24 protein-coding genes are annotated in these 19,877 nt (G+C 40.5%); 21 read left to right on the top strand and 3 right to left on the bottom strand.

Features of this window, described 5'->3' with window-relative positions; genetic code table 11:
* The first annotated feature begins 4 nt into the window (after nt 1–4).
* From M1F55_RS05635 to dnaJ, 9 genes are all read left to right on the top strand, one after another.
* The gene (locus M1F55_RS05635; RefSeq protein WP_049515977.1) at nt 5–1,201 is read left to right on the top strand and encodes a phosphoglycerate kinase; all 1,197 of its coding nucleotides are present in this window, start codon (nt 5–7) and stop codon (nt 1,199–1,201) included.
* A gap of 134 nt (nt 1,202–1,335) precedes the next feature.
* Nucleotides 1,336–1,863, top strand: a complete 528-nt coding sequence (locus tag M1F55_RS05630; RefSeq protein WP_049515975.1) for an FUSC family protein — start codon at nt 1,336–1,338, stop codon at nt 1,861–1,863.
* 76 nt (nt 1,864–1,939) lie between these two features.
* Nucleotides 1,940–2,296 (top strand): transcriptional repressor GlnR, encoded by a 357-nt coding sequence (gene glnR / locus M1F55_RS05625; protein ID WP_000659548.1) that lies wholly within the window; start codon nt 1,940–1,942, stop codon nt 2,294–2,296.
* A gap of 36 nt (nt 2,297–2,332) precedes the next feature.
* Nucleotides 2,333–3,679 carry a type I glutamate--ammonia ligase gene (gene glnA, locus M1F55_RS05620; RefSeq protein WP_049515973.1) on the top strand — a complete coding sequence of 449 codons (1,347 nt, stop codon included), beginning with the start codon at nt 2,333–2,335 and terminating at the stop codon, nt 3,677–3,679.
* Between the two features lie 193 nt (nt 3,680–3,872).
* Nucleotides 3,873–4,907, top strand: coding sequence for a heat-inducible transcriptional repressor HrcA (hrcA, locus tag M1F55_RS05615; RefSeq protein ID WP_049515972.1), 1,035 nt, complete (start codon nt 3,873–3,875; stop codon nt 4,905–4,907).
* 26 nt (nt 4,908–4,933) lie between these two features.
* Nucleotides 4,934–5,458, top strand: coding sequence for a nucleotide exchange factor GrpE (gene grpE, locus M1F55_RS05610; protein WP_000046038.1), 525 nt, complete (start codon nt 4,934–4,936; stop codon nt 5,456–5,458).
* Between the two features lie 252 nt (nt 5,459–5,710).
* Nucleotides 5,711–7,534, top strand: a complete 1,824-nt coding sequence (gene dnaK, locus M1F55_RS05605; RefSeq protein ID WP_049515970.1) for a molecular chaperone DnaK — start codon at nt 5,711–5,713, stop codon at nt 7,532–7,534.
* Nucleotides 7,535–7,749: 215 nt separating this feature from the next.
* Nucleotides 7,750–8,382 (top strand): DJ-1/PfpI family protein, encoded by a 633-nt coding sequence (locus M1F55_RS05600; protein WP_049515969.1) that lies wholly within the window; start codon nt 7,750–7,752, stop codon nt 8,380–8,382.
* Between the two features lie 135 nt (nt 8,383–8,517).
* A complete protein-coding gene (gene dnaJ / locus M1F55_RS05595; RefSeq protein WP_247947463.1) occupies nt 8,518–9,645 on the top strand; it encodes a molecular chaperone DnaJ in 1,128 nt (375 codons plus the stop codon).
* A 452-nt stretch (nt 9,646–10,097) separates the two neighbouring features.
* On the opposite strand, the gene M1F55_RS05590 is transcribed toward dnaJ, so the two are convergent.
* Both M1F55_RS05590 and M1F55_RS05585 read right to left on the bottom strand, forming a co-directional pair.
* Nucleotides 10,098–10,385: a hypothetical protein gene (locus M1F55_RS05590; RefSeq protein WP_247947462.1), complete on the bottom strand. Its 288-nt coding sequence runs from the start codon at nt 10,383–10,385 to the stop codon at nt 10,098–10,100.
* Nucleotides 10,386–10,394: 9 nt separating this feature from the next.
* On the bottom strand, nt 10,395–10,805 hold the full coding sequence (locus tag M1F55_RS05585) for an HIT family protein (RefSeq protein ID WP_042900356.1): 411 nt from the start codon (nt 10,803–10,805) through the stop codon (nt 10,395–10,397).
* A 67-nt stretch (nt 10,806–10,872) separates the two neighbouring features.
* On the opposite strand from M1F55_RS05585, the gene M1F55_RS05580 reads away from it, so the two are divergent.
* Entirely contained in the window at nt 10,873–11,604 is a 732-nt protein-coding gene (locus tag M1F55_RS05580; RefSeq protein WP_247947461.1) for an ABC transporter ATP-binding protein, read from the top strand.
* Nucleotides 11,601–12,650, top strand: a complete 1,050-nt coding sequence (locus tag M1F55_RS05575; RefSeq protein ID WP_247947460.1) for an ABC transporter permease — start codon at nt 11,601–11,603, stop codon at nt 12,648–12,650. Before M1F55_RS05580 ends, M1F55_RS05575 begins: the two co-directional genes overlap by 4 nt.
* Before the next feature lie 62 nt (nt 12,651–12,712).
* On the opposite strand, the gene M1F55_RS05570 is transcribed toward M1F55_RS05575, so the two are convergent.
* On the bottom strand, nt 12,713–13,042 hold the full coding sequence (locus tag M1F55_RS05570; RefSeq protein WP_084861873.1) for a helicase BlpT: 330 nt from the start codon (nt 13,040–13,042) through the stop codon (nt 12,713–12,715).
* A gap of 382 nt (nt 13,043–13,424) precedes the next feature.
* Between M1F55_RS05570 and M1F55_RS05565 the strand changes: the two genes are divergently transcribed.
* From M1F55_RS05565 to M1F55_RS05515, 10 genes are all read left to right on the top strand, one after another.
* The gene (locus M1F55_RS05565; RefSeq protein ID WP_247947459.1) at nt 13,425–13,763 is read left to right on the top strand and encodes a LytTR family DNA-binding domain-containing protein; all 339 of its coding nucleotides are present in this window, start codon (nt 13,425–13,427) and stop codon (nt 13,761–13,763) included.
* A gap of 4 nt (nt 13,764–13,767) precedes the next feature.
* Nucleotides 13,768–14,505 (top strand): response regulator transcription factor, encoded by a 738-nt coding sequence (locus M1F55_RS05560; RefSeq protein ID WP_247947458.1) that lies wholly within the window; start codon nt 13,768–13,770, stop codon nt 14,503–14,505.
* Nucleotides 14,506–14,518: 13 nt separating this feature from the next.
* Nucleotides 14,519–15,856 carry a sensor histidine kinase gene (locus M1F55_RS05555; protein WP_247947457.1) on the top strand — a complete coding sequence of 446 codons (1,338 nt, stop codon included), beginning with the start codon at nt 14,519–14,521 and terminating at the stop codon, nt 15,854–15,856.
* An 81-nt stretch (nt 15,857–15,937) separates the two neighbouring features.
* Complete coding sequence (locus tag M1F55_RS05550) at nt 15,938–16,294, top strand: hypothetical protein (protein WP_247947456.1); 357 nt, start codon at nt 15,938–15,940, stop codon at nt 16,292–16,294.
* An 852-nt stretch (nt 16,295–17,146) separates the two neighbouring features.
* Nucleotides 17,147–17,551, top strand: coding sequence for an immunity protein (locus M1F55_RS05540; RefSeq protein ID WP_247947454.1), 405 nt, complete (start codon nt 17,147–17,149; stop codon nt 17,549–17,551).
* A gap of 20 nt (nt 17,552–17,571) precedes the next feature.
* Nucleotides 17,572–17,799, top strand: a complete 228-nt coding sequence (locus tag M1F55_RS05535; protein WP_084923453.1) for a bacteriocin class II family protein — start codon at nt 17,572–17,574, stop codon at nt 17,797–17,799.
* Between the two features lie 14 nt (nt 17,800–17,813).
* Nucleotides 17,814–18,134 (top strand): hypothetical protein, encoded by a 321-nt coding sequence (locus M1F55_RS05530; RefSeq protein ID WP_000645120.1) that lies wholly within the window; start codon nt 17,814–17,816, stop codon nt 18,132–18,134.
* Between the two features lie 28 nt (nt 18,135–18,162).
* Complete coding sequence (locus M1F55_RS05525; RefSeq protein WP_247947453.1) at nt 18,163–18,852, top strand: CPBP family intramembrane glutamic endopeptidase; 690 nt, start codon at nt 18,163–18,165, stop codon at nt 18,850–18,852.
* A 41-nt stretch (nt 18,853–18,893) separates the two neighbouring features.
* Complete coding sequence (gene blpZ, locus M1F55_RS05520; protein WP_000276515.1) at nt 18,894–19,142, top strand: immunity protein BlpZ; 249 nt, start codon at nt 18,894–18,896, stop codon at nt 19,140–19,142.
* Nucleotides 19,143–19,172: 30 nt separating this feature from the next.
* Nucleotides 19,173–19,784 carry a CPBP family intramembrane glutamic endopeptidase gene (locus M1F55_RS05515; RefSeq protein ID WP_247947452.1) on the top strand — a complete coding sequence of 204 codons (612 nt, stop codon included), beginning with the start codon at nt 19,173–19,175 and terminating at the stop codon, nt 19,782–19,784.
* The last annotated feature ends 93 nt before the right edge of the window (nt 19,785–19,877 follow it).

Below are 19,877 nucleotides of genomic sequence, written 5' to 3'. Positions count from 1 at the left end.
TAACATGGCAAAACTTACTGTTAAAGACGTTGACTTGAAAGGTAAAAAAGTCCTCGTTCGTGTTGACTTCAACGTACCATTGAAAGATGGCGTAATCACTAACGACAACCGTATCACAGCAGCTCTTCCAACTATTAAGTACATCATCGAACAAGGTGGACGTGCAATTCTTTTCTCTCACCTTGGACGTGTGAAAGAAGAAGCTGATAAAGCTGGTAAATCACTTGCTCCTGTAGCGGCAGACTTGGCAGCAAAACTTGGTCAAGATGTTGTTTTCCCAGGTGTAACTCGTGGTGCTGAATTGGAAGCAGCTATCAACGCTCTTGAAGATGGACAAGTTCTTTTGGTTGAAAACACTCGTTACGAAGATGTTGACGGCAAAAAAGAATCTAAAAACGATCCTGAACTTGGTAAATACTGGGCATCACTTGGAGATGGTATCTTCGTAAACGATGCATTCGGTACAGCTCACCGTGCACACGCATCTAACGTTGGTATCTCAGCAAACGTTGAAAAAGCAGTTGCTGGTTTCCTTCTTGAAAACGAAATTGCCTACATCCAAGAAGCAGTTGAAGCTCCAGAACGTCCATTCGTGGCTATCCTTGGTGGTTCAAAAGTTTCAGACAAGATCGGTGTTATCGAAAACTTGCTTGAAAAAGCTGATAAAGTCCTTATCGGTGGTGGTATGACTTACACATTCTACAAAGCACAAGGTATCGAAATCGGTAACTCACTTGTAGAAGAAGACAAATTGGATGTTGCGAAAGCTCTTCTTGAAAAAGCAAACGGTAAATTGATCTTGCCAGTTGACTCAAAAGAAGCTAACGCATTTGCTGGCTACACTGAAGTGCGTGACACTGAAGGTGAAGCAGTTTCTGAAGGCTTCCTTGGTCTTGACATCGGTCCAAAATCTATCGCCAAATTTGACGAAGCTTTGACTGGTGCCAAAACAGTTGTATGGAACGGACCTATGGGTGTGTTTGAAAACCCTGACTTCCAAGCTGGTACAATCGGTGTGATGGACGCTATCGTAAAACAACCAGGCGTTAAATCAATCATCGGTGGTGGTGACTCAGCTGCTGCAGCGATCAACCTTGGACGTGCAGACAAATTCTCATGGATCTCTACTGGTGGTGGAGCATCAATGGAACTTCTTGAAGGTAAAGTTCTTCCAGGACTTGCAGCCTTGACAGAAAAATAAGATTTTATAAACAATCAAAGAAGAGAGGAATGAAAGTTCCTCTTTTCTTTTGCTTAAAATAAAAACGCTTCCTCTCAACTATTACTCATAAAAATCACCGATTTATGATAAAATGGAAATAGAAAGTTGAGATTATGAGTTATTTTAAAAAATATAAATTCGATAAATCCCAGTTTAAACTTGGTATGCGAACCTTTAAAACAGGTATTGCTGTTTTTCTAGTTCTCTTGATTTTTGGCTTTTTTGGCTGGAAAGGTCTTCAAATTGGTGCTTTGACAGCTGTGTTTAGCCTGAGGGAGAGTTTTGATAAGAGTGTTCATTTTGGGACTTCGCGTATTTTAGGAAATAGTATCGGTGGCCTCTATGCCCTTCTCTTCTTCCTATTAAATACCTTTTTCCACGAAGCTTTTTGGGTGACCTTGGTTGTTGTTCCAATCTGCACCATGTTAACCATTATGACAAATGTAGCCATGAATAACAAAGCAGGTGTTATTGGTGGTGTAGCAGCTATGTTAATCATTACCCTATCGATTCCGAGCGGTGAAACGATTTTGTACGTATTTGCGCGTGTATCGGAAACTTTCATGGGAGTTTTTGTCGCAATTCTCGTAAATTACGATATTGATCGTATTCGGCTCATTTTAGAGAAAAAAGAAAAATAATGTTACATTTTATAACATTATCAATTGACGTTTGTCTTTTTTTAGACTATAATAGACAGAAAGAAGGAAATTGTAAATGAAGGAAAAAGAATTTCGCCGAAATATGGCTGTTTTTCCTATCGGCAGTGTTATGAAGTTGACCGACCTATCGGCGCGTCAGATTCGTTATTATGAAGATCAAGAGTTGATTAAGCCTGATCGAAACGAAGGGAACCGTCGCATGTATTCCTTGAATGACATGGATCGTCTGCTTGAAATCAAAGATTATATCTCTGAAGGTTATAATATCGCTGCCATCAAGAAAAAATATGCTGAACGTGAAGCGAAATCCAAGAAAGCGGTGAGTCAGACTGAGGTGCGTCGTGCACTTCATAATGAACTCCTCCAACAGGGTCGCTTTGCTTCAGTACGGTCACCTTTTGGTCGCGGTTAGGCAACCGCAAGTAGTTATACATTAAGGAGAAAACTCATGCCAATCACAGCTGCAGATATTCGTCGTGAAGTCAAGGAAAAAAATGTTACCTTTATTCGTCTCATGTTCTCAGATATTTTGGGAACCATGAAAAACGTCGAAATTCCTGCTACAGATGAACAGTTAGATAAAGTCTTGTCAAATAAGGCTATGTTTGATGGATCTTCTATTGAAGGTTTTGTACGTATCAATGAGTCAGATATGTACTTGTACCCTGACTTGGATACATGGACAGTCTTCCCTTGGGGAGATGAAAATGGAAGTGTTGCAGGTTTGATCTGTGATGTCTATACAACAGAAGGTGAGCCATTTGCAGGTGATCCTCGTGGCAATTTGAAACGTGCTCTTCGTCACATGGAAGAAGTGGGATTCAAGTCCTTCAACCTTGGACCAGAACCAGAATTCTTCCTATTTAAACTTGATGAAAATGGAGACCCAACACTTGAAGTAAATGACAAGGGTGGCTACTTTGATTTGGCGCCTACTGACCTTGCGGACAATACACGTCGTGAGATTGTCAATGTCTTGACCAAAATGGGATTTGAAGTAGAAGCAAGTCACCATGAGGTTGCGGTTGGACAACATGAGATTGACTTTAAGTACGATGAAGTTCTCCGTGCTTGTGATAAGATTCAAATCTTTAAACTCGTTGTTAAAACCATTGCTCGCAAACATGGTCTTTACGCAACCTTTATGGCCAAACCAAAATTTGGTATTGCCGGATCAGGTATGCACTGTAATATGTCCTTGTTTGATGCAGAAGGAAACAATGCCTTCTTTGATCCAAATGATCCAAAAGGAATGCAGTTGTCAGAAACGGCCTACTATTTCCTTGGCGGTTTGATCAAGCATGCCTACAACTATACTGCCATCATGAACCCAACGGTTAACTCATACAAACGTTTGGTTCCAGGTTATGAAGCGCCTGTTTACATTGCTTGGGCTGGTCGTAACCGTTCGCCACTTGTGCGCGTGCCTGCTTCACGTGGTATGGGAACTCGTCTTGAGTTGCGTTCAGTGGATCCGATGGCAAACCCATACATCGCTATGGCGGTTCTTTTGGAAGTTGGTTTGCATGGTATTGAAAACAAAATTGAAGCACCAGCTCCTATCGAAGAAAATATCTACATCATGACAGCAGAAGAGCGCAAGGAAGCTGGTATTACGGACCTTCCATCAACCCTTCACAACGCTTTAAAAGCTTTGACAGAAGATGAAGTTGTAAGAGCGGCTCTTGGAGAACATATCTATACTAGTTTCCTTGAAGCCAAACGAATCGAATGGGCAAGTTATGCAACCTTCGTCTCACAATGGGAAATTGATAATTATTTAGACCTTTACTAATATAGAGGAAAGATTGCCTGAGGGCGGTCTTTTTTTTCTAGGTCTTCAGACTGATTTTTAGCACTCTTGATAAAAGAGTGCTAATTTTTTGAGTTTTTATCTTGACATTCTCTTTTAAGGGTGTATAATAGAATCATAAGTTAGCACTTGAGTGTATCGAGTGCTAATCGATCAGACAGAGAGGAGTGATGAGATGGTTACAGAGCGTCAGCAGGATATTTTAAATCTGATTATTGACATCTTTACCAAAACGCACGAACCTGTCGGATCCAAAGCCTTGCAAGAGTCTATTAACTCTAGCAGTGCAACCATTCGTAATGACATGGCGGCTCTAGAAAAGCAAGGGTTGCTTGAGAAGGCCCATACTTCAAGTGGTCGGATGCCAAGTGTTGCTGGTTTTCAGTACTATGTGAAACACTCACTGGATTTTGACCGACTAGCTGAAAATGAGGTATATGAGATTGTCAAAGCCTTTGATCAGGAATTCTTCAAATTGGAGGATATTCTGCAAGAGGCTGCTAACCTGCTGACAGACTTGAGTGGCTGTACGGTAGTAGCACTGGATGTTGAGCCGAGCAGGCAACGTTTGACAGCCTTTGATATCGTTGTTTTGGGGCAACATACAGCCTTGGCGGTATTCACCCTAGACGAGTCTCGAACGGTTACCAGTCAGTTTCTGATTCCAAGGAACTTTTTGCAGGAGGATTTGCTGAAGCTGAAGAGCATCATTCAGGAACGTTTCCTCGGCCACACCGTTCTAGATATTCACTACAAGATTCGGACGGAGATTCCGCAGATTATCCAGCGTTACTTTACAACAACGGACAATGTTATCGATCTCTTTGAACATATCTTTAAGGAAATGTTCAACGAAAACATTGTGGTGGCGGGCAAAGTCAATCTCTTGAATTTTGCAAATCTGGCAGCTTATCAGTTCTTTGACCAACCGCAAAAGGTGGCTCTGGAGATTCGTGAGGGTATGCGTGAAGATCAGATGCAAAACGTTCGCGTTGCAGACAGTCAAGAGTCCTGTCTAGCCGACCTAGCGGTGATTAGTAGCAAGTTCCTCATTCCTTATCGGGGAGTTGGAATTCTAGCCATTATCGGTCCAGTTAATCTGGATTATCAGCAATTAATCAACCAAGTCAATGTAGTCAATCGTGTTTTGACCATGAAGTTGACAGATTTTTACCGCTACCTCAGCAGTAATCATTACGAAGTACATTAAGATTGAAATCATTAAAGGAGGCGAAAATGGCCCAAGATATAAAAAATGAAGAAGTAGAAGAAGTTCAAGAAGAGGAAGTTGTGGAAACGGTAGAAGAAACAACTCCTGAGAAGTCTGAATTGGACTTGGCAAATGAACGTGCAGATGAGTTCGAAAATAAATATCTTCGCGCTCATGCAGAAATGCAAAATATCCAACGCCGTGCCAATGAAGAGCGTCAAAATTTGCAACGTTATCGTAGCCAGGACTTGGCAAAAGCGATTCTCCCTTCTTTGGACAACCTTGAGCGTGCACTCGCAGTTGAAGGTTTGACAGATGATGTGAAGAAGGGCTTGGAAATGGTGCAAGAAAGCTTGATTCACGCTTTGAAAGAAGAAGGAATCGAAGAAATCGCAGCTGACGGTGAATTTGACCATAACTATCATATGGCCATCCAAACTCTTCCAGCAGACGATGAACACCCAGCAGATACCATCGCTCAAGTTTTCCAAAAAGGCTACAAACTCCATGACCGCATCCTACGCCCAGCCATGGTAGTTGTTTACAACTAGGAGAGAGCGCTTAAAAACCTTGTCCGAAACGACAATAAACTATGAAGAAAGATAAGAGGCAAGCCGGAGGCTTGCAAGGAAGATATTTCCCACCGTGGTGAAAGTTTCAGTAGCAAAAGCTACTGAAACAGGGGATTTTTGAGACAATAGGCTCAAAAATAAGTGATGAAATCCCGTAGGGAGTTGCTCACGTCCCCACCACTTAAGGGAAATATAAAAAAATAGAAAATTAACTAACAAGGAGAAAAACACATGTCTAAAATTATCGGTATTGACTTAGGTACAACAAACTCAGCAGTTGCAGTTCTTGAAGGAACTGAAAGCAAAATCATCGCAAACCCAGAAGGAAACCGTACAACTCCATCTGTAGTCTCATTCAAAAACGGTGAAATCATCGTTGGTGATGCTGCAAAACGTCAAGCAGTTACAAATCCAGATACAGTTATCTCTATCAAATCTAAAATGGGAACTTCTGAAAAAGTTTCTGCTAACGGAAAAGAATACACTCCACAAGAAATCTCAGCTATGATTCTTCAATACTTGAAAGGTTATGCTGAAGACTACCTTGGTGAAAAAGTAACCAAAGCAGTTATCACAGTTCCTGCTTACTTCAACGACGCTCAACGTCAAGCCACAAAAGACGCTGGTAAAATCGCTGGTCTTGAAGTAGAACGTATCGTCAACGAACCAACTGCAGCAGCTCTTGCTTATGGTTTGGACAAGACTGACAAAGAAGAAAAAATCTTGGTATTTGACCTTGGTGGTGGTACATTCGACGTCTCTATCCTTGAATTGGGTGACGGTGTCTTCGACGTATTGTCAACTGCAGGGGACAACAAACTCGGTGGTGATGACTTTGACCAAAAAATTATCGACCACTTGGTAGCAGAATTCAAGAAAGAAAACGGTATTGACTTGTCTACTGACAAGATGGCAATGCAACGTTTGAAAGATGCAGCTGAAAAAGCTAAGAAAGACCTTTCTGGTGTAACTTCAACTCAAATCAGCTTGCCATTTATCACTGCTGGTGAAGCGGGACCTCTTCACTTGGAAATGACTTTGACTCGTGCAAAATTTGACGATTTGACTCGTGACCTTGTAGAACGTACAAAAGTTCCAGTTCGTCAAGCCCTTTCTGATGCAGGTTTGAGCTTGTCAGAAATCGACGAAGTTATCCTTGTTGGTGGTTCAACTCGTATCCCTGCCGTTGTTGAAGCTGTTAAGGCTGAAACTGGTAAAGAACCAAACAAATCAGTAAACCCTGATGAAGTAGTTGCTATGGGTGCTGCCATCCAAGGTGGTGTGATTACTGGTGATGTTAAAGACGTTGTCCTTCTTGACGTAACACCATTGTCACTTGGTATCGAAACAATGGGTGGAGTATTTACAAAACTTATCGATCGCAACACTACTATTCCAACATCTAAATCACAAGTCTTCTCAACTGCGGCAGACAACCAACCAGCCGTTGATATCCACGTTCTTCAAGGTGAACGCCCAATGGCAGCAGATAACAAGACTCTTGGACGTTTCCAATTGACAGACATCCCAGCTGCACCTCGTGGAATTCCTCAAATCGAAGTAACATTTGACATCGACAAGAACGGTATCGTGTCTGTTAAGGCCAAAGACCTTGGAACTCAAAAAGAACAAACAATTGTCATCCAATCAAACTCAGGCTTGACTGACGAAGAAATTGACCGCATGATGAAAGATGCAGAAGCTAACGCTGAAGCAGATAAGAAACGTAAAGAAGAAGTTGACCTTCGTAACGAAGTAGACCAAGCGATCTTTGCGACTGAAAAGACAATCAAGGAAACTGAAGGCAAAGGCTTCGACGCAGAACGTGACGCTGCCCAAGCTGCCCTTGATGACCTTAAGAAAGCGCAAGAAGACAACAACTTGGAAGATATGAAAGCAAAACTTGAAGCATTGAACGAAAAAGCTCAAGGACTTGCTGTCAAACTCTACGAACAAGCCGCAGCAGCGCAACAAGCTCAAGCAGGAGCAGAAGGTGCACAAGCAACAGGAAATGCAGGCGATGATGTCGTAGACGGAGAGTTTACTGAGAAGTAAGATGCAAAGACCGTTAAAACCTCACAGTGAAAATAGGAAATCTGACGCAGAAACTTTAGTTTCTAGAAAGATTTATCTTTTTCACCAAGAGGTTAGGGCGTGCTCGATTTAGCATTACTAGTTTGATTTTTAAAACTCGAACGTCGTAATGATAGGAAGAAATCCAGAGGTTGCAACCCAGCCTCTGTTTTTCGATAAAATAGAGGGTGTAGCTTATGAAAAAAGTACTTTGTGTCATTTATCCTAATTTTTCTCTTTATGAGATAATCACTTTAACGAGTACTTTAGCTCTGTCTTTTGATATTACGATTGATTATGTAGCTTCTGAGAATTCGATGGTGGTCTCTGAGGATGGTTTGTCCTGTCAACCGACGAAAACATTGGATCAGATCCGTATAGAAGATTATTCTTGTGTGATTTTGCCAGGAATGGTAAATATAGGTCCTGCTCTACAAGATGAGAAATTGATCTCGTTTTTGAGAAGTCTTAATGAGCAAGGTATCCTAATTGCAGCCATTTCTTCAGCGCCCCTTTTATTGGCGAAAGCAGGTTTATTGAACGATACGAAATTTACAGGTGGGATTTGGCAAAACTTCTTTGACTATTTTGAATTTCTTCTACGTGAGAATTTCCAACTCAAACTGGTTGTGCAAGATAAAAATATCATTACGGCTATAGGCTTTGCGCATCAAGAGTTTGCAAGAAAAGTGATTCTTAGTCTAGGTTTGGCAGAAAATACTGACAACTATTTTAAAGAACAGAACGAATATTCAGAAGAGGATTTGATATTTACTCTATCAGATGAAGAGTTTAATCAAGTAAAGCAGAGTATAGAAAACAGCCTCTAATGATTTACTTATAAATTATAGAAAGGAATTGAACCCGACCTAAATTCTCGGAAAAAAGATAAATCTGCCTAGGAGCATCGCTCCAGCGTCAGATTTCCTATTTTTCAGTCGAATTTTACGGTCTTGGTATCTTGTATGAACAATACTGAATTTTATGATCGTCTGGGGGTGTCCAAAAACGCTTCGGCAGACGAGATCAAAAAGGCTTATCGTAAGCTTTCGAAAAAATATCACCCAGATATCAATAAGGAGCCTGGTGCTGAGGAAAAATACAAGGAAGTTCAAGAAGCCTATGAGACTTTGAGTGACGACCAAAAACGTGCTGCCTATGACCAATATGGTGCTGCGGGTGCCAACGGTGGATTTGGCGGTGCTGGTGGTTTCAATGGGGCAGGAGGTTTCGGTGGTTTTGAAGATATCTTCTCAAGTTTCTTCGGCGGAGGCGGTGCTTCACGCAATCCAAATGCTCCTCGTCAGGGGGATGACCTCCAATACCGTGTGAATTTGACTTTTGAAGAAGCTATTTTTGGAGCTGAAAAAGAAGTCAAGTACAACCGTGAAGCAAGCTGTCGTACATGTAATGGCTCAGGTGCTAAACCAGGAACAAGTCCAGTCACTTGTGGACGCTGTCATGGCGCTGGTGTTATTAACGTCGATACGCAGACTCCGCTTGGTATGATGCGTCGCCAAGTAACCTGTGATGTCTGTCACGGTCGTGGAAAAGAAATCAAAGATCCATGTACAACTTGTCACGGAACAGGGCATGAAAAACAAGCGCATAGCGTACATGTCAAAATTCCTGCTGGTGTGGAAACTGGTCAACAAATTCGCCTAGCTGGTCAAGGTGAAGCTGGATTTAACGGTGGACCTTATGGTGACTTGTATGTAGTGGTTTCTGTGGAAGCCAGCGACAAGTTTGAACGTGAAGGAACCACTATCTTCTACAATCTCAACCTCAACTTTGTCCAAGCGGCTCTTGGTGATACAGTAGATATCCCAACTGTTCACGGTGATGTTGAATTGGTTATTCCAGAGGGAACTCAGACTGGTAAGAAATTCCGCCTACGTGGCAAAGGAGCTCCGAGCCTTCGTGGTGGTGCAGTTGGTGACCAATACGTTACCGTTAATGTCGTAACACCGACAGACTTGAACGAACGCCAAAAAGCAGCCTTGAAAGAATTCGCAGCTGCGGGTGATTTAAAAGTCAATCCAAAGAAAAAGGGCTTCTTTGATCATATTAAAGATGCCTTTGAAGGAGAATAAAGCAAAAAGAGCTGTCGAGCTCTTTTTGCTTATAGATTTTTTAAGACTTTCCTTAAGTAATGACGGACGGTAGCGACCTTCTTCGAAGTTACATACTTAAACTTTGAGCCCAGGTCTCAAAGTTTCCGGACACCTGAAACCAAGCTGTTTCAGGTGTTTTCATTACGGCGGAAAGCCTGGGAAAGTCTTTGATTTAGTTATGAAACGGTGAATAATACTCTTCAAAAATCTCTTCAAACCACGTCAGCGTCGGCTTATCTACAACCTCAAAACCGTGTTTTGAGCTGACTTCGTCAGTTCTATCCACAACCTCAAAACGGTGTTGTGAGCAGCCTGTGCCTAGCTTTCTAGTTTGCTCTTTGATTTTTATTGAGTATGAGTTGCCTAAATTATGATGTATAGTTGATGGGATATAACTTGTTTACCTTTTAAAAAGAGCCGAGTAGCTCTTTTTACTTATCTTCAGTTTCCTGTGTTTCTTTGATGACAGCTAGTCTAGTCTGGATATCCTTTTCCAAGACCTTAAACTTGTAAGTCAGGTCTTCTTGGTATTCCTTGATGAGTTCTTTTTGCTGGTCGATGATTTGCAGGCTGTTTTGGATAATATCCACGTCGTCCTTGATAGCTTGAACGCGGTCAGTAGTGTTCAAGACTTCATCTGTGATGGCTTGGCGATTTTTTGTGACCAAATAACTGCCGGCTGCAGCTCCTGCAAATAGCAGTAGATTAGATAATTTCATGGCAACTCCTTAGGCGTTTTTGATGGTTTCAGCGACTTGAGCGAGTTTGTCAAAGTCTGGTTCGTGGGCTATAAAATCAATCTTGAGGTCATCGTCGGCACTGTAGCGAGGCACGAGGTGAACATGGGTGTGAAAGACTGTTTGACCTGCGATTTCTTCACAGTTGGCAATGATATTCATGCCAGCAGCCTTGGTAGCTTTCATGACTTTTTGAGCAATTGTTGGCACTTGGGCAAAGAGTTGGCTGGCGCTAGTAGCGTCCATTTCCAAAAGATTGCGATAGTGCTCTTTTGGTACGACCAAGGTGTGTCCAGGAGTTACTTGAGAGATATCAAGAAAGGCAAGAACCTGCTCATCTTCATATACTTTTGAAGCAGGAATTTCCCCTGCAATGATTTTACAAAAAATGCAATCTGACATAAAATCTACCTCTACTGTATTGAATTTTGATATAATATAGCTACATTATACCAGATTTGGAGAAAATATGTTAGAAATAAAAAACCTGACAGGTGGCTATGTCCATGTCCCTGTCTTGAAAGATGTGTCTTTTACTGTTGAAAGTGGGCAGTTGGTCGGTTTGATCGGTCTCAATGGTGCTGGGAAATCGACGACCATCAATGAAATTATCGGTCTGTTGACACCTTATAGCGGTTCTATCAATATCAATGGTCTGACCCTGCAAGAAGATGCGACTAGCTACCGCAAGCAGATTGGCTATATTCCTGAAACACCTAGTTTGTATGAGGAATTGACCCTCAGAGAGCATATCGAAACGGTTGCCATGGCTTATGGTATTGAGCAGAAAGTGGCCTTTGAGCGAGTAGAACCCTTGTTAAAAATGTTCCGTCTAGACCAGAAATTGGACTGGTTCCCTGTTCATTTCTCCAAAGGGATGAAGCAGAAAGTCATGATTATCTGTGCTTTTGTGGTGGATCCGAGTCTCTTCATCGTGGATGAGCCTTTCCTTGGTCTCGATCCGCTGGCTATTTCTGACTTGATTCAGCTTTTGGAAGTGGAGAAGCAAAAGGGCAAATCCATTCTCATGAGCACCCACGTGCTGGATTCGGCGGAGAAGATGTGTGATGCCTTTGTCATTCTTCACAAGGGAGAGGTGCGTGCTAAGGGGAATCTGGCGCAACTACGCGAAGCCTTTGATATGCCTGAGGCTAGTTTGAATGACATTTACTTGGCTCTGACCAAAGAGGAGGACCTATGAAAGACTTGTTTTTAAAGAGAAAGCAGGCTTTTCGTAAGGAGTGTCTTGGTTATCTGCGCTATGTTCTCAATGACCACTTTGTCTTGTTCCTGCTTGTTCTTCTGGGCTTTCTAGTCTACCAGTACAGTCAACTCTTGCAACATTTTCCTGAAAATCATTGGCCTATCCTTTTGTTTGTAGGAATTACCTCTGTTTTGCTTTTGCTTTGGGGTGGAATTGCTACTTATATGGAGGCACCAGATAAGCTCTTTCTCTTGGTTGGGGAAGAGGAAATCAAGCTCCATCTAAAGCGTCAAACTGGAATTTCCCTAGTCTTTTGGCTCTTTGTCCAGACCCTTTTCTTGCTTTTATTTGCGCCCTTGTTTTTAGCCATGGGTTATGGCTTGCCAGTTTTTCTAGTCTATGTGCTCCTATTGGGTGCAGGAAAATATCTGCTCTTTCGTCAAAAGGCCAGCAAATTTTTCACGGAAACTGGTCTGAACTGGGACTATGTTATTTCCCAAGAAAGCAAGCGCAAGCAGGTCTTGCTTCGTTTCTTTGCTCTCTTTACGCAGGTCAAGGGGATTTCAAACAGCGTCAAACGTCGTGCCTATCTGGACTTTATCCTAAAGGCTGTCCAGAAGGTACCTGGGAAGATTTGGCAAAATCTCTATCTGCGTTCTTATCTGCGAAATGGAGACCTCTTTGCGCTCAGTCTCCGTCTTCTATTACTTTCCGTACTGGCGCAGGTTTTTATCGAGCAAGCTTGGATTGCGACAGCAGTAGTAGTTCTCTTTAACTACCTCTTGCTCTTCCAGTTGCTGGCCCTCTATCATGCTTTTGACTACCAGTATTTGACCCAACTCTTTCCACTGGACAAGGGGCAAAAGGAAAAAGGCTTGCAGGCGGTAGTCCGAGGATTGACCAGTTTGGTCTTAGTAGTGGAATTAGTTGTTGGGTTGATTACCTTCCAAGAAAAACTAGCCCTTCTAGCCTTGTTGGGTTCTGGTTTGGTTTTACAAGTCTTGTACTTGCCTTATCAGGTGAAACGTCAGATGCAGGACTAAAACTTGCTTATATGATACTAAAAAAGAAGTTGAGTTCAATCTAGCTCAACTTCTTTTATTTTCTACAGGATAATGGTTGGTCCGTAGAGACTCAACTTGGTCTTGACCTGGTCAAAGTGGAAGCGGTCATAGGCCCGCCAAGCGGCGCGAGTTGGAGCATCTGGATCAAGAGCGCTGAGTCCCATGAGAAGACTGGAAGTCTGGTAAAATTTTTCCAGTTCAATCAAGACTCGATTATCCACTGTCTCAGCCTTGGCTAGAAAGCCAAGAATAGAGTTTAATTGCTCCTGAAAGCGGACGTCGTCAGCGGTTGCCTGTTTGCATGCTTGATAGGCTTTGTTTAAGTCAGTAATCAAAGTCTGAGCTCTTTTGATAGGGTCTGCATCTGTCATGAGAATTCCTCCTTTAATCTGGGTGCCAGTCTTACTTCTAGCAATTGTATTTTGATACTGTCAGTTTATCACTTTTATTTCCTTTTTCGCCTTCAAATCTTTAATTGTCATTGAAATTTCCTGAATGGTACTGTTAAGATTTTATGATAAAATAGTTGTAAGCTCATCATGATGTTGTAGAAAAATAGTCCTTTTAGGAGTTTTCAAAGACTGTTTAGGATTGGGTGGACTTGTGTTAAGCTTTTTCTGTTATTCTTTTCTTATACTCAATGAAAATCAAAGAGCAAACTAGGAAGCTAGCCGCAGGCTGTACTTGAGTACGGCAAGGTGAAGCTGACGTGGTTTGAATTTGACTTTCGAAGAGTATTAGGAGGAGAATCCAATGAAACATATGATTATTCAGACACAGAAAACAGTCTATAAAGTAAACGTCGACGATATCTACTATATCCAAACACATCCAACTAAAGCCCATACCGTACAGATTGTTACAGAAGAGGCTAGTTTTAATATGGTTCAAAATTTAAGTAATCTTGAGAACCAATATGGGGAAACCTTGATGAGATGTCATCGAAATTGTTTGGTCAATCTTGATAAAGTAAAATCGATTGATTTTCAAGAAAGAATCCTTTTTCTCGGAGAAGAAGGTCAATACGCTGTCAAGTATTCCAGACGTCGCTATAGAGAAATTCGTCAAAAATGGTTGAAACAAGGAGAGTAAGAAGATGAGAATATTTGTTTTAGAAGATGATTTTTCCCAACAAGCTAGAATTGAAACGACCATTGAGAAACTCTTAAAGGAGCATCATATCACTCCGAGTTCTTTTGAGGTCTTTGGAAAGCCAGACCAACTGCTGGCTGAAGTCCATGAGAAGGGAGCCCATCAGCTATTCTTTTTGGACATTGAGATTCGAAATGAGGAGATGAAGGGTCTGGAAGTGGCTAGAAAGATTCGGGATCGGGATCCTTATGCCCTCATCGTCTTTGTGACGACTCACTCGGAGTTTATGCCCCTGTCCTTTCGCTACCAAGTGTCTGCTTTGGACTACATTGATAAGGCCCTTTCGGCAGAGGAGTTTGAATCTCGGATCGAGACAGCCCTTCTCTATGCCAATAGTCAAGACAGTAAAAGTCTGGCGGAAGATTGCTTTTACTTTAAATCAAAATTTGCCCAATTCCAGTATCCTTTTAAAGAGGTTTATTATCTTGAAACGTCGCCCAGAGCCCATCGTGTTATTCTCTATACTAAGACAGACAGGCTGGAATTTACAGCGAGTTTAGAGGAGGTTTTCAAGCAGGAGCCCCGTCTCTTGCAGTGCCACCGCTCTTTTCTCATCAATCCTGCCAATGTGGTTCGTTTGGATAAGAAAGAAAAACTTCTTTACTTTCCCAATGGTGGAAGCTGTATGATAGCGCGTTATAAGGTCAGGGAAGTGTCTGAAGCTATCAATAACTTGCATTGAGCTAGGAGAGTTTATGAATATTGCTTGGATATTATTGTATACACTTATTACTCATGGACTAGAAATTGTCATGTTCTTTAAGGTAGATGGAATTGGTCTCACTTTTGAGAGGATTTTTAAAGCCTTTCTTTTTAAGATACTGTTGGCCTTTGTTTTTTTAATGATTGGCTATATGGCAGGAGATAGTTTCCTATTTTATTTTATGGAACCCTTGTACGGTATAGGCTTGTCTTTCTTACTGTTAAGAGGGCTTCCTAAAAAACTTCTCTTCTTTTATGGTCTCTTTCCAATGATATTGGTGAATCTCTTTTATAGAGGGGTCTCCTATTTTGTGCTTCCATTTTGGGGACAAGAAATTGTAGATAAAGGTAGCAATCCTATCTTTTTATTGATGACGATATTCGTTTGCTTCATAGTTTTAGTCTTTTTGAAATGGTTGGACTATGATTTCACTAACTTGAGAAAGGAGATTCTCGATAAAGGTTTTCAAAAGTCCCTGACCACGATTAACTGGATAATGGGGGCTTATTATCTAGTGATGCAAAGTCTGTCTTTCTTTGAATATGAACAAGGTATTCAATCAACGACTGTTCGCCATCTGATTCTAGTGTTTTACTTGCTCTTTTTTATGGGGATTATCAAGAAACTGGATACCTATTTGAAGGACAAACTCCATGAGAGATTGGACCAAGAGCAGGCCTTGCGCTACAGAGATATGGAGCGATATAGTCGGCATATAGAGGAACTTTACAAGGAAGTCCGGAGCTTTCGCCATGACTACACTAACCTCTTGACCAGTTTACGTCTAGGCATTGAAGAGGAGGACATGGAGCAGATAAAAGAGGTCTACGACTCCGTCTTAAAGGATTCTAGTGAAAAATTGCAGGACAATAAATATGATCTTGGACGATTGGTGAATATTCGTGATAAAGCCCTCAAAAGTCTCCTAGCAGGGAAATTTCTAAAAGCTAGAGATAAGAAGATTGTCTTTAATGTCGAAGTTCCTGAGGAGATTCAGGTCGAGGGGATGAGTCTACTTGATTTTCTAACCATTGTGTCTATCATTTGTGACAATGCTATTGAAGCTAGTGTAGAAGCCTGTCAACCTCATGTTTCAATCGCCTTTTTAAAAAATGGGGCACAGGAGACCTTTATCATCGAAAATTCCATCAAAGAAGAGGGCATCGATATTTCTGAAATCTTCTCCTTTGGAGCAAGTTCTAAAGGGGAGGAGAGAGGAGTTGGTCTCTATACCGTCATGAAAATTGTGGAAAGCCATCCTAATACCAGTCTAAATACCACCTGTCAAAATCAAGTCTTTCGTCAGGTTTTAACGATTCACTTGCTGTAGGTTGATAATTAGAAGATTTGTGAAAAAGAAGTACTGCCTGTAGTCATCAATTAAAATGCCATAGTATATGAGGTATCCTATATGAATAAGAAATCCTTTTTTATCATCTGTTCTACGTTGATTATAGCATCGAATCTTCTCATGATTTCCGTGGTGAACAAGGGAGAAGAAACAGGGAGCAATCTGTTTGTGATTGCTATAGCCTGTGTTTTACTACCAGCATTTTTATATGCGGTTGAAAATCAACTGACTTCATTGGTAAGAGTAGAATCAATACTCTTGATTCAGTTGACAGTTATATCCCTACTCCGTCTTATCAATAGAATAGGGAGTACGCCTGAAATCCTCAACATTATCATTACCATTATCGCTTTGGCAAGTGGGACAGCTGCTATCCTTGTTGCGATCATGAGAACAGACGGAAGTGAGGGTGGATAGTTTTCGATTTTGTATTTTCACATTGTTAAGTTTCCTTAGGGCAAGTATGTTTTTCATGCTTGCTTTTTTAATTTTTTACAATTCAAGATGTTTTGATGACCATTTATGATTTGGATGGAAAATGTTAAAAAATATTAGTATACTAACCTTATTAAGGTTGTAATAGGACGAAAGTAAAAAGAGGTATTCCTCGTGAATGCAAAAACAATGTTACAATTGTCTATTATGGTTGCTTAACGGCTTAAGCCTGCATGTAGAGGAGCTGTACTTGGAGGTAATTATGGATTTCAAAAGTTTTCTTATTGTTTTTGTTGTTGGTATGTTTGTTTCTTTTATTACTTATTTAATTAGGGAAAAATTTTTAAAATCTCCAAAGAAGAATAAAGATAGATCTAATTAGATAAAGAGATTTTTTATCGCTAGTTTAATCTACAGGGGAGTTTCTTTAATATTGTTTCGCCTGTCAAAATGATATGTGATAGCAGGATAAAAAATCTACAAATTAAGTTGGTATCAATATGGTGTAAAGGGCAAGTATGTTTTTCATGCTTGCTTTTTAAATTTTTTACAATTCAAGATGTTTTGATGACCATTTGTGATTTGAGTGATCCAAGGTCGAAATGAGTGCTATACTAGCAGTGTAAAGGTTGTGGCTAAACTAATATAAAGCATACATTTAGGAGGAAATCTTATGAAGAAAAAAATACTGATCGTTTTCGTTCTGTATCTGATCATGTCTATCTTTCTTTATCCGCTTAGAGAGAGTATTTGGTATAATACATTTTATACCATAGCCTATTTGATTGCAGTTAAGATCTATTTTGCTTTAACTAAAAAGAAAGGAGCAAAGAAATGAAAGCTTTTCTTGCTAAAAAACGGAACATCTTCCTTACGAGATTGTTCCTAGGTCAGTTGCCCTTGCTTGTCTCTACTTATCTATTTCTATCTCGTCAGTTTTTAAATTTTTCTGTAGTTCTCCAATTTCTTTTGGTGGTTATTAACTTAGCTTCCATTTTGGTCACTGTTTACCTCACTAGGGAAATGAGGATAAGAGAATTTGAAGATGATGATTTGGTTAGTCCTAGAACCAATCAACTCATGTATATCGGCTTGACAGGCTTTATGTCTATTATCTGTTTGTATAGAGGTATCACAGCAGGAGAATCCTATCAACAATTAATTGCCTATATTGGTGCTATTCTCTGCTTGATTATTATGCTTCTACTCATTTGGGGCTTGAAGTATTATAAAAAGTAGAGGCTAATGAAGTTTTTGTTATGAATACAAAAATGATGGAACAATTTGAGGTTATGGATACTGAGATGCTTGCGAAAGTTGAAGGAAGTTTCGGAGGTTGGGGAGATATGCTTTCTGGTTTATTGGGTGGGCTAGCACCTTCTCCAATTTTGGATCAATTAAATGGTAAGTGGCCTATTATACATCTTTCAAAACCATGTAGTCCTTATGGTATAGGGGGAACTCCAAACTCATGTAATGGTATTTAAAAAGGATTGAAGATATGAAGGCAAAATATGGGAATCAAATTGTTGATGTTTGGGAAATTGGTCAAGCAACTCCTAAACCAAGTTGGGTAGAGGAAGCTTTTCAAAAAAATTATATGGTTTGGTTGGATAATCATGTGCGCATTCTAATGGCAGGTCTTAACACTTCTCTCGAAACGAATATCAAGTTTGGTCTAGTTGGAACAGTTGGAGGAGGATTTGCTGGTTATGGGATGTATGTTCTTGGTTATCCAGGTGATTATATAGATATCACCAATCATAGAGTTGTTTCTGCTAAAACATTTCACAAAAGTTATCAAATTTTAGAAAATGATTAGATATCATTTAATTGTAATGGAGAAAGCAATGAAAAAACATCCTATTCTTTTCAAAGCGAGTGCCATTCTTTCTTATTTGTTTCTGTTTTTCGGACTGTTTTGGACAACCCAATTTTGGAGCAATTATTGGGAGTTCTCGTCTTGGGTAGGAAATCTTATCTGGATTCGAAACATCATCAGCCTTCTCTTTATCAGCTTGATGGTTTGGATTTTGGTCAGGTCGGGCCATGCTTATCTCTTTCGCATCCCTAGGAAAAAGTGGTTGAGTTATTCGGTTCTGACGGTGTTAGCAGCTGTCGTGCTGATATGCTTTAACTATCTGACAGCTAAACACGTTCAGGGGACCAATGAAGGTTGGAATTTGTTTATTGCCTATAGCGAGACAAATTTTGCGGAGTTTGGTGTTTACCTAACCTTAATCGTACTAGGACCTCTGATGGAAGAATTGGTATGTAGGGGACTGCTTCAACATGCCTTCTTTAAGAATTCGAGGTGGAGGCTGGATCTTCTCTTTCCGTCATTCTTATTTGCCTTGCCCCACTTTTCTGGCTTGCCAAGTTTCGCAGATATTTTTGTCTATACGGCAGTGGGTTGTCTATATGCCTGGCTGACACGTTATACGAAGAGTATCTATCCTTCTTATTCGATTCATATTGTTAATAATATCATCGCAAACTTACCATTTTTGCTCACTTTTCTACACAGGGTCCTGGGCTAAAAAACCAGAAGACTTGCTTTTCAGCCATAGAGGAGGTCATCATGTATAAACACTTATTTTTCCTAGATTCAAAAACCTTAGACTGGTTGACACCTTATATTCTGGTCTTGGCTTCTGACACCATTGCTTTTAATGTTTTTGTGCTAACCTTTGTATCTGTGGTGGTCTTTTATTTCCTAAATCCCATGTTATCTTTAATGGCTATCTTCTTAGGGGCTGGCTATGTGGTCGGATTTTGGTTGCTAAAATGGTTTGTTTTGGAAAGGTTAGAGTTAAAGGATGACTTGTAGGGAAGTTTGTTTGTTGAGGAGGCTAGTTTTATGGAGTTTTTTGATAAATTTCATGCCTTTTGTTTTGGATTTTTAGTACTACTAATCGTCATTACAGTTCCTTATACGATTAACCACGGGGATTTTTTTCAAAATGAATCTGAATTGATTATTGTAAGTCTTCTTGTAACTTCGCTGAGTGTTACTTATGCTAGACAGTTTGAAATGATTTCTTTTGGGATGTTAAGCAAGAAAGACCTTTTGCTTTTCATTGCAATCTTTCTTCTAAGTGTACTTGAGACGCTGGTTTATATTCATTTCTTCGCTGTTTCTTCTGGCGCGGGAGTTCAACACTTGGCGGAAGTCAGCAGAGGAATTTCCCTGTCTTTGATTTTGACTTCCTCAGTTTTTGGACCCATCCAGGAGGAACTCATTTTCAGAGGACTTCTTCAAGGTGCGGTTTTTGACAACTCTTGGTTAGGGCTTGTGCTAACTTCCTCTCTCTTTTCTTTCATGCATGGACCTTCTAATGTCCCTTCGTTTATTTTTTATCTACTTGGGGGCTTGTTGCTGGGTTTTGCTTATAAAAAGAGCCAAAACCTATGGGTTTCTACTTTAGTTCATATGTTTTACAACAGTTGGCCACTCCTATATTATTTATAAAAATCATGAAAGGTAAGCAGAAGACGGTGCTTGCCTTTTTCTTTCTATAATGATACCCAAGCTAATCCAGAGGCTTTTCTTTGAGAATCGGGT

Source organism: Streptococcus mitis (genome assembly GCF_023109235.1).
GTDB lineage: Bacteria > Bacillota > Bacilli > Lactobacillales > Streptococcaceae > Streptococcus > Streptococcus mitis_DA.
The sequence above is the reverse complement of the archived record's forward strand: the minus strand, read 5'-3'. Positions and strand labels throughout refer to the sequence as shown.

What these genes read in the sequence shown, in the direction of transcription:
- M1F55_RS05590 (WP_247947462.1), bottom strand. Translation starts at nt 10,385, where the DNA reads ATGAAATTATCTAATCTACTGCTATTTGCAGGAGCTGCAGCCGGCAGT.
- M1F55_RS05635 (WP_049515977.1), top strand. Translation starts at nt 5, where the DNA reads ATGGCAAAACTTACTGTTAAAGACGTTGACTTGAAAGGTAAAAAAGTC.
- M1F55_RS05560 (WP_247947458.1), top strand. Translation starts at nt 13,768, where the DNA reads ATGAGAATATTTGTTTTAGAAGATGATTTTTCCCAACAAGCTAGAATT.
- M1F55_RS05550 (WP_247947456.1), top strand. Translation starts at nt 15,938, where the DNA reads ATGAATAAGAAATCCTTTTTTATCATCTGTTCTACGTTGATTATAGCA.
- M1F55_RS05570 (WP_084861873.1), bottom strand. Translation starts at nt 13,042, where the DNA reads ATGACAGATGCAGACCCTATCAAAAGAGCTCAGACTTTGATTACTGAC.
- dnaJ (WP_247947463.1), top strand. Translation starts at nt 8,518, where the DNA reads ATGAACAATACTGAATTTTATGATCGTCTGGGGGTGTCCAAAAACGCT.
- hrcA (WP_049515972.1), top strand. Translation starts at nt 3,873, where the DNA reads ATGGTTACAGAGCGTCAGCAGGATATTTTAAATCTGATTATTGACATC.
- blpZ (WP_000276515.1), top strand. Translation starts at nt 18,894, where the DNA reads ATGTATAAACACTTATTTTTCCTAGATTCAAAAACCTTAGACTGGTTG.
- M1F55_RS05630 (WP_049515975.1), top strand. Translation starts at nt 1,336, where the DNA reads ATGAGTTATTTTAAAAAATATAAATTCGATAAATCCCAGTTTAAACTT.
- M1F55_RS05535 (WP_084923453.1), top strand. Translation starts at nt 17,572, where the DNA reads ATGAATACAAAAATGATGGAACAATTTGAGGTTATGGATACTGAGATG.
- glnR (WP_000659548.1), top strand. Translation starts at nt 1,940, where the DNA reads ATGAAGGAAAAAGAATTTCGCCGAAATATGGCTGTTTTTCCTATCGGC.
- M1F55_RS05600 (WP_049515969.1), top strand. Translation starts at nt 7,750, where the DNA reads ATGAAAAAAGTACTTTGTGTCATTTATCCTAATTTTTCTCTTTATGAG.
- grpE (WP_000046038.1), top strand. Translation starts at nt 4,934, where the DNA reads ATGGCCCAAGATATAAAAAATGAAGAAGTAGAAGAAGTTCAAGAAGAG.
- M1F55_RS05580 (WP_247947461.1), top strand. Translation starts at nt 10,873, where the DNA reads ATGTTAGAAATAAAAAACCTGACAGGTGGCTATGTCCATGTCCCTGTC.
- M1F55_RS05565 (WP_247947459.1), top strand. Translation starts at nt 13,425, where the DNA reads ATGAAACATATGATTATTCAGACACAGAAAACAGTCTATAAAGTAAAC.
- M1F55_RS05530 (WP_000645120.1), top strand. Translation starts at nt 17,814, where the DNA reads ATGAAGGCAAAATATGGGAATCAAATTGTTGATGTTTGGGAAATTGGT.
- M1F55_RS05525 (WP_247947453.1), top strand. Translation starts at nt 18,163, where the DNA reads ATGAAAAAACATCCTATTCTTTTCAAAGCGAGTGCCATTCTTTCTTAT.
- M1F55_RS05575 (WP_247947460.1), top strand. Translation starts at nt 11,601, where the DNA reads ATGAAAGACTTGTTTTTAAAGAGAAAGCAGGCTTTTCGTAAGGAGTGT.
- M1F55_RS05555 (WP_247947457.1), top strand. Translation starts at nt 14,519, where the DNA reads ATGAATATTGCTTGGATATTATTGTATACACTTATTACTCATGGACTA.
- M1F55_RS05515 (WP_247947452.1), top strand. Translation starts at nt 19,173, where the DNA reads ATGGAGTTTTTTGATAAATTTCATGCCTTTTGTTTTGGATTTTTAGTA.
- dnaK (WP_049515970.1), top strand. Translation starts at nt 5,711, where the DNA reads ATGTCTAAAATTATCGGTATTGACTTAGGTACAACAAACTCAGCAGTT.
- M1F55_RS05585 (WP_042900356.1), bottom strand. Translation starts at nt 10,805, where the DNA reads ATGTCAGATTGCATTTTTTGTAAAATCATTGCAGGGGAAATTCCTGCT.
- glnA (WP_049515973.1), top strand. Translation starts at nt 2,333, where the DNA reads ATGCCAATCACAGCTGCAGATATTCGTCGTGAAGTCAAGGAAAAAAAT.
- M1F55_RS05540 (WP_247947454.1), top strand. Translation starts at nt 17,147, where the DNA reads ATGAAAGCTTTTCTTGCTAAAAAACGGAACATCTTCCTTACGAGATTG.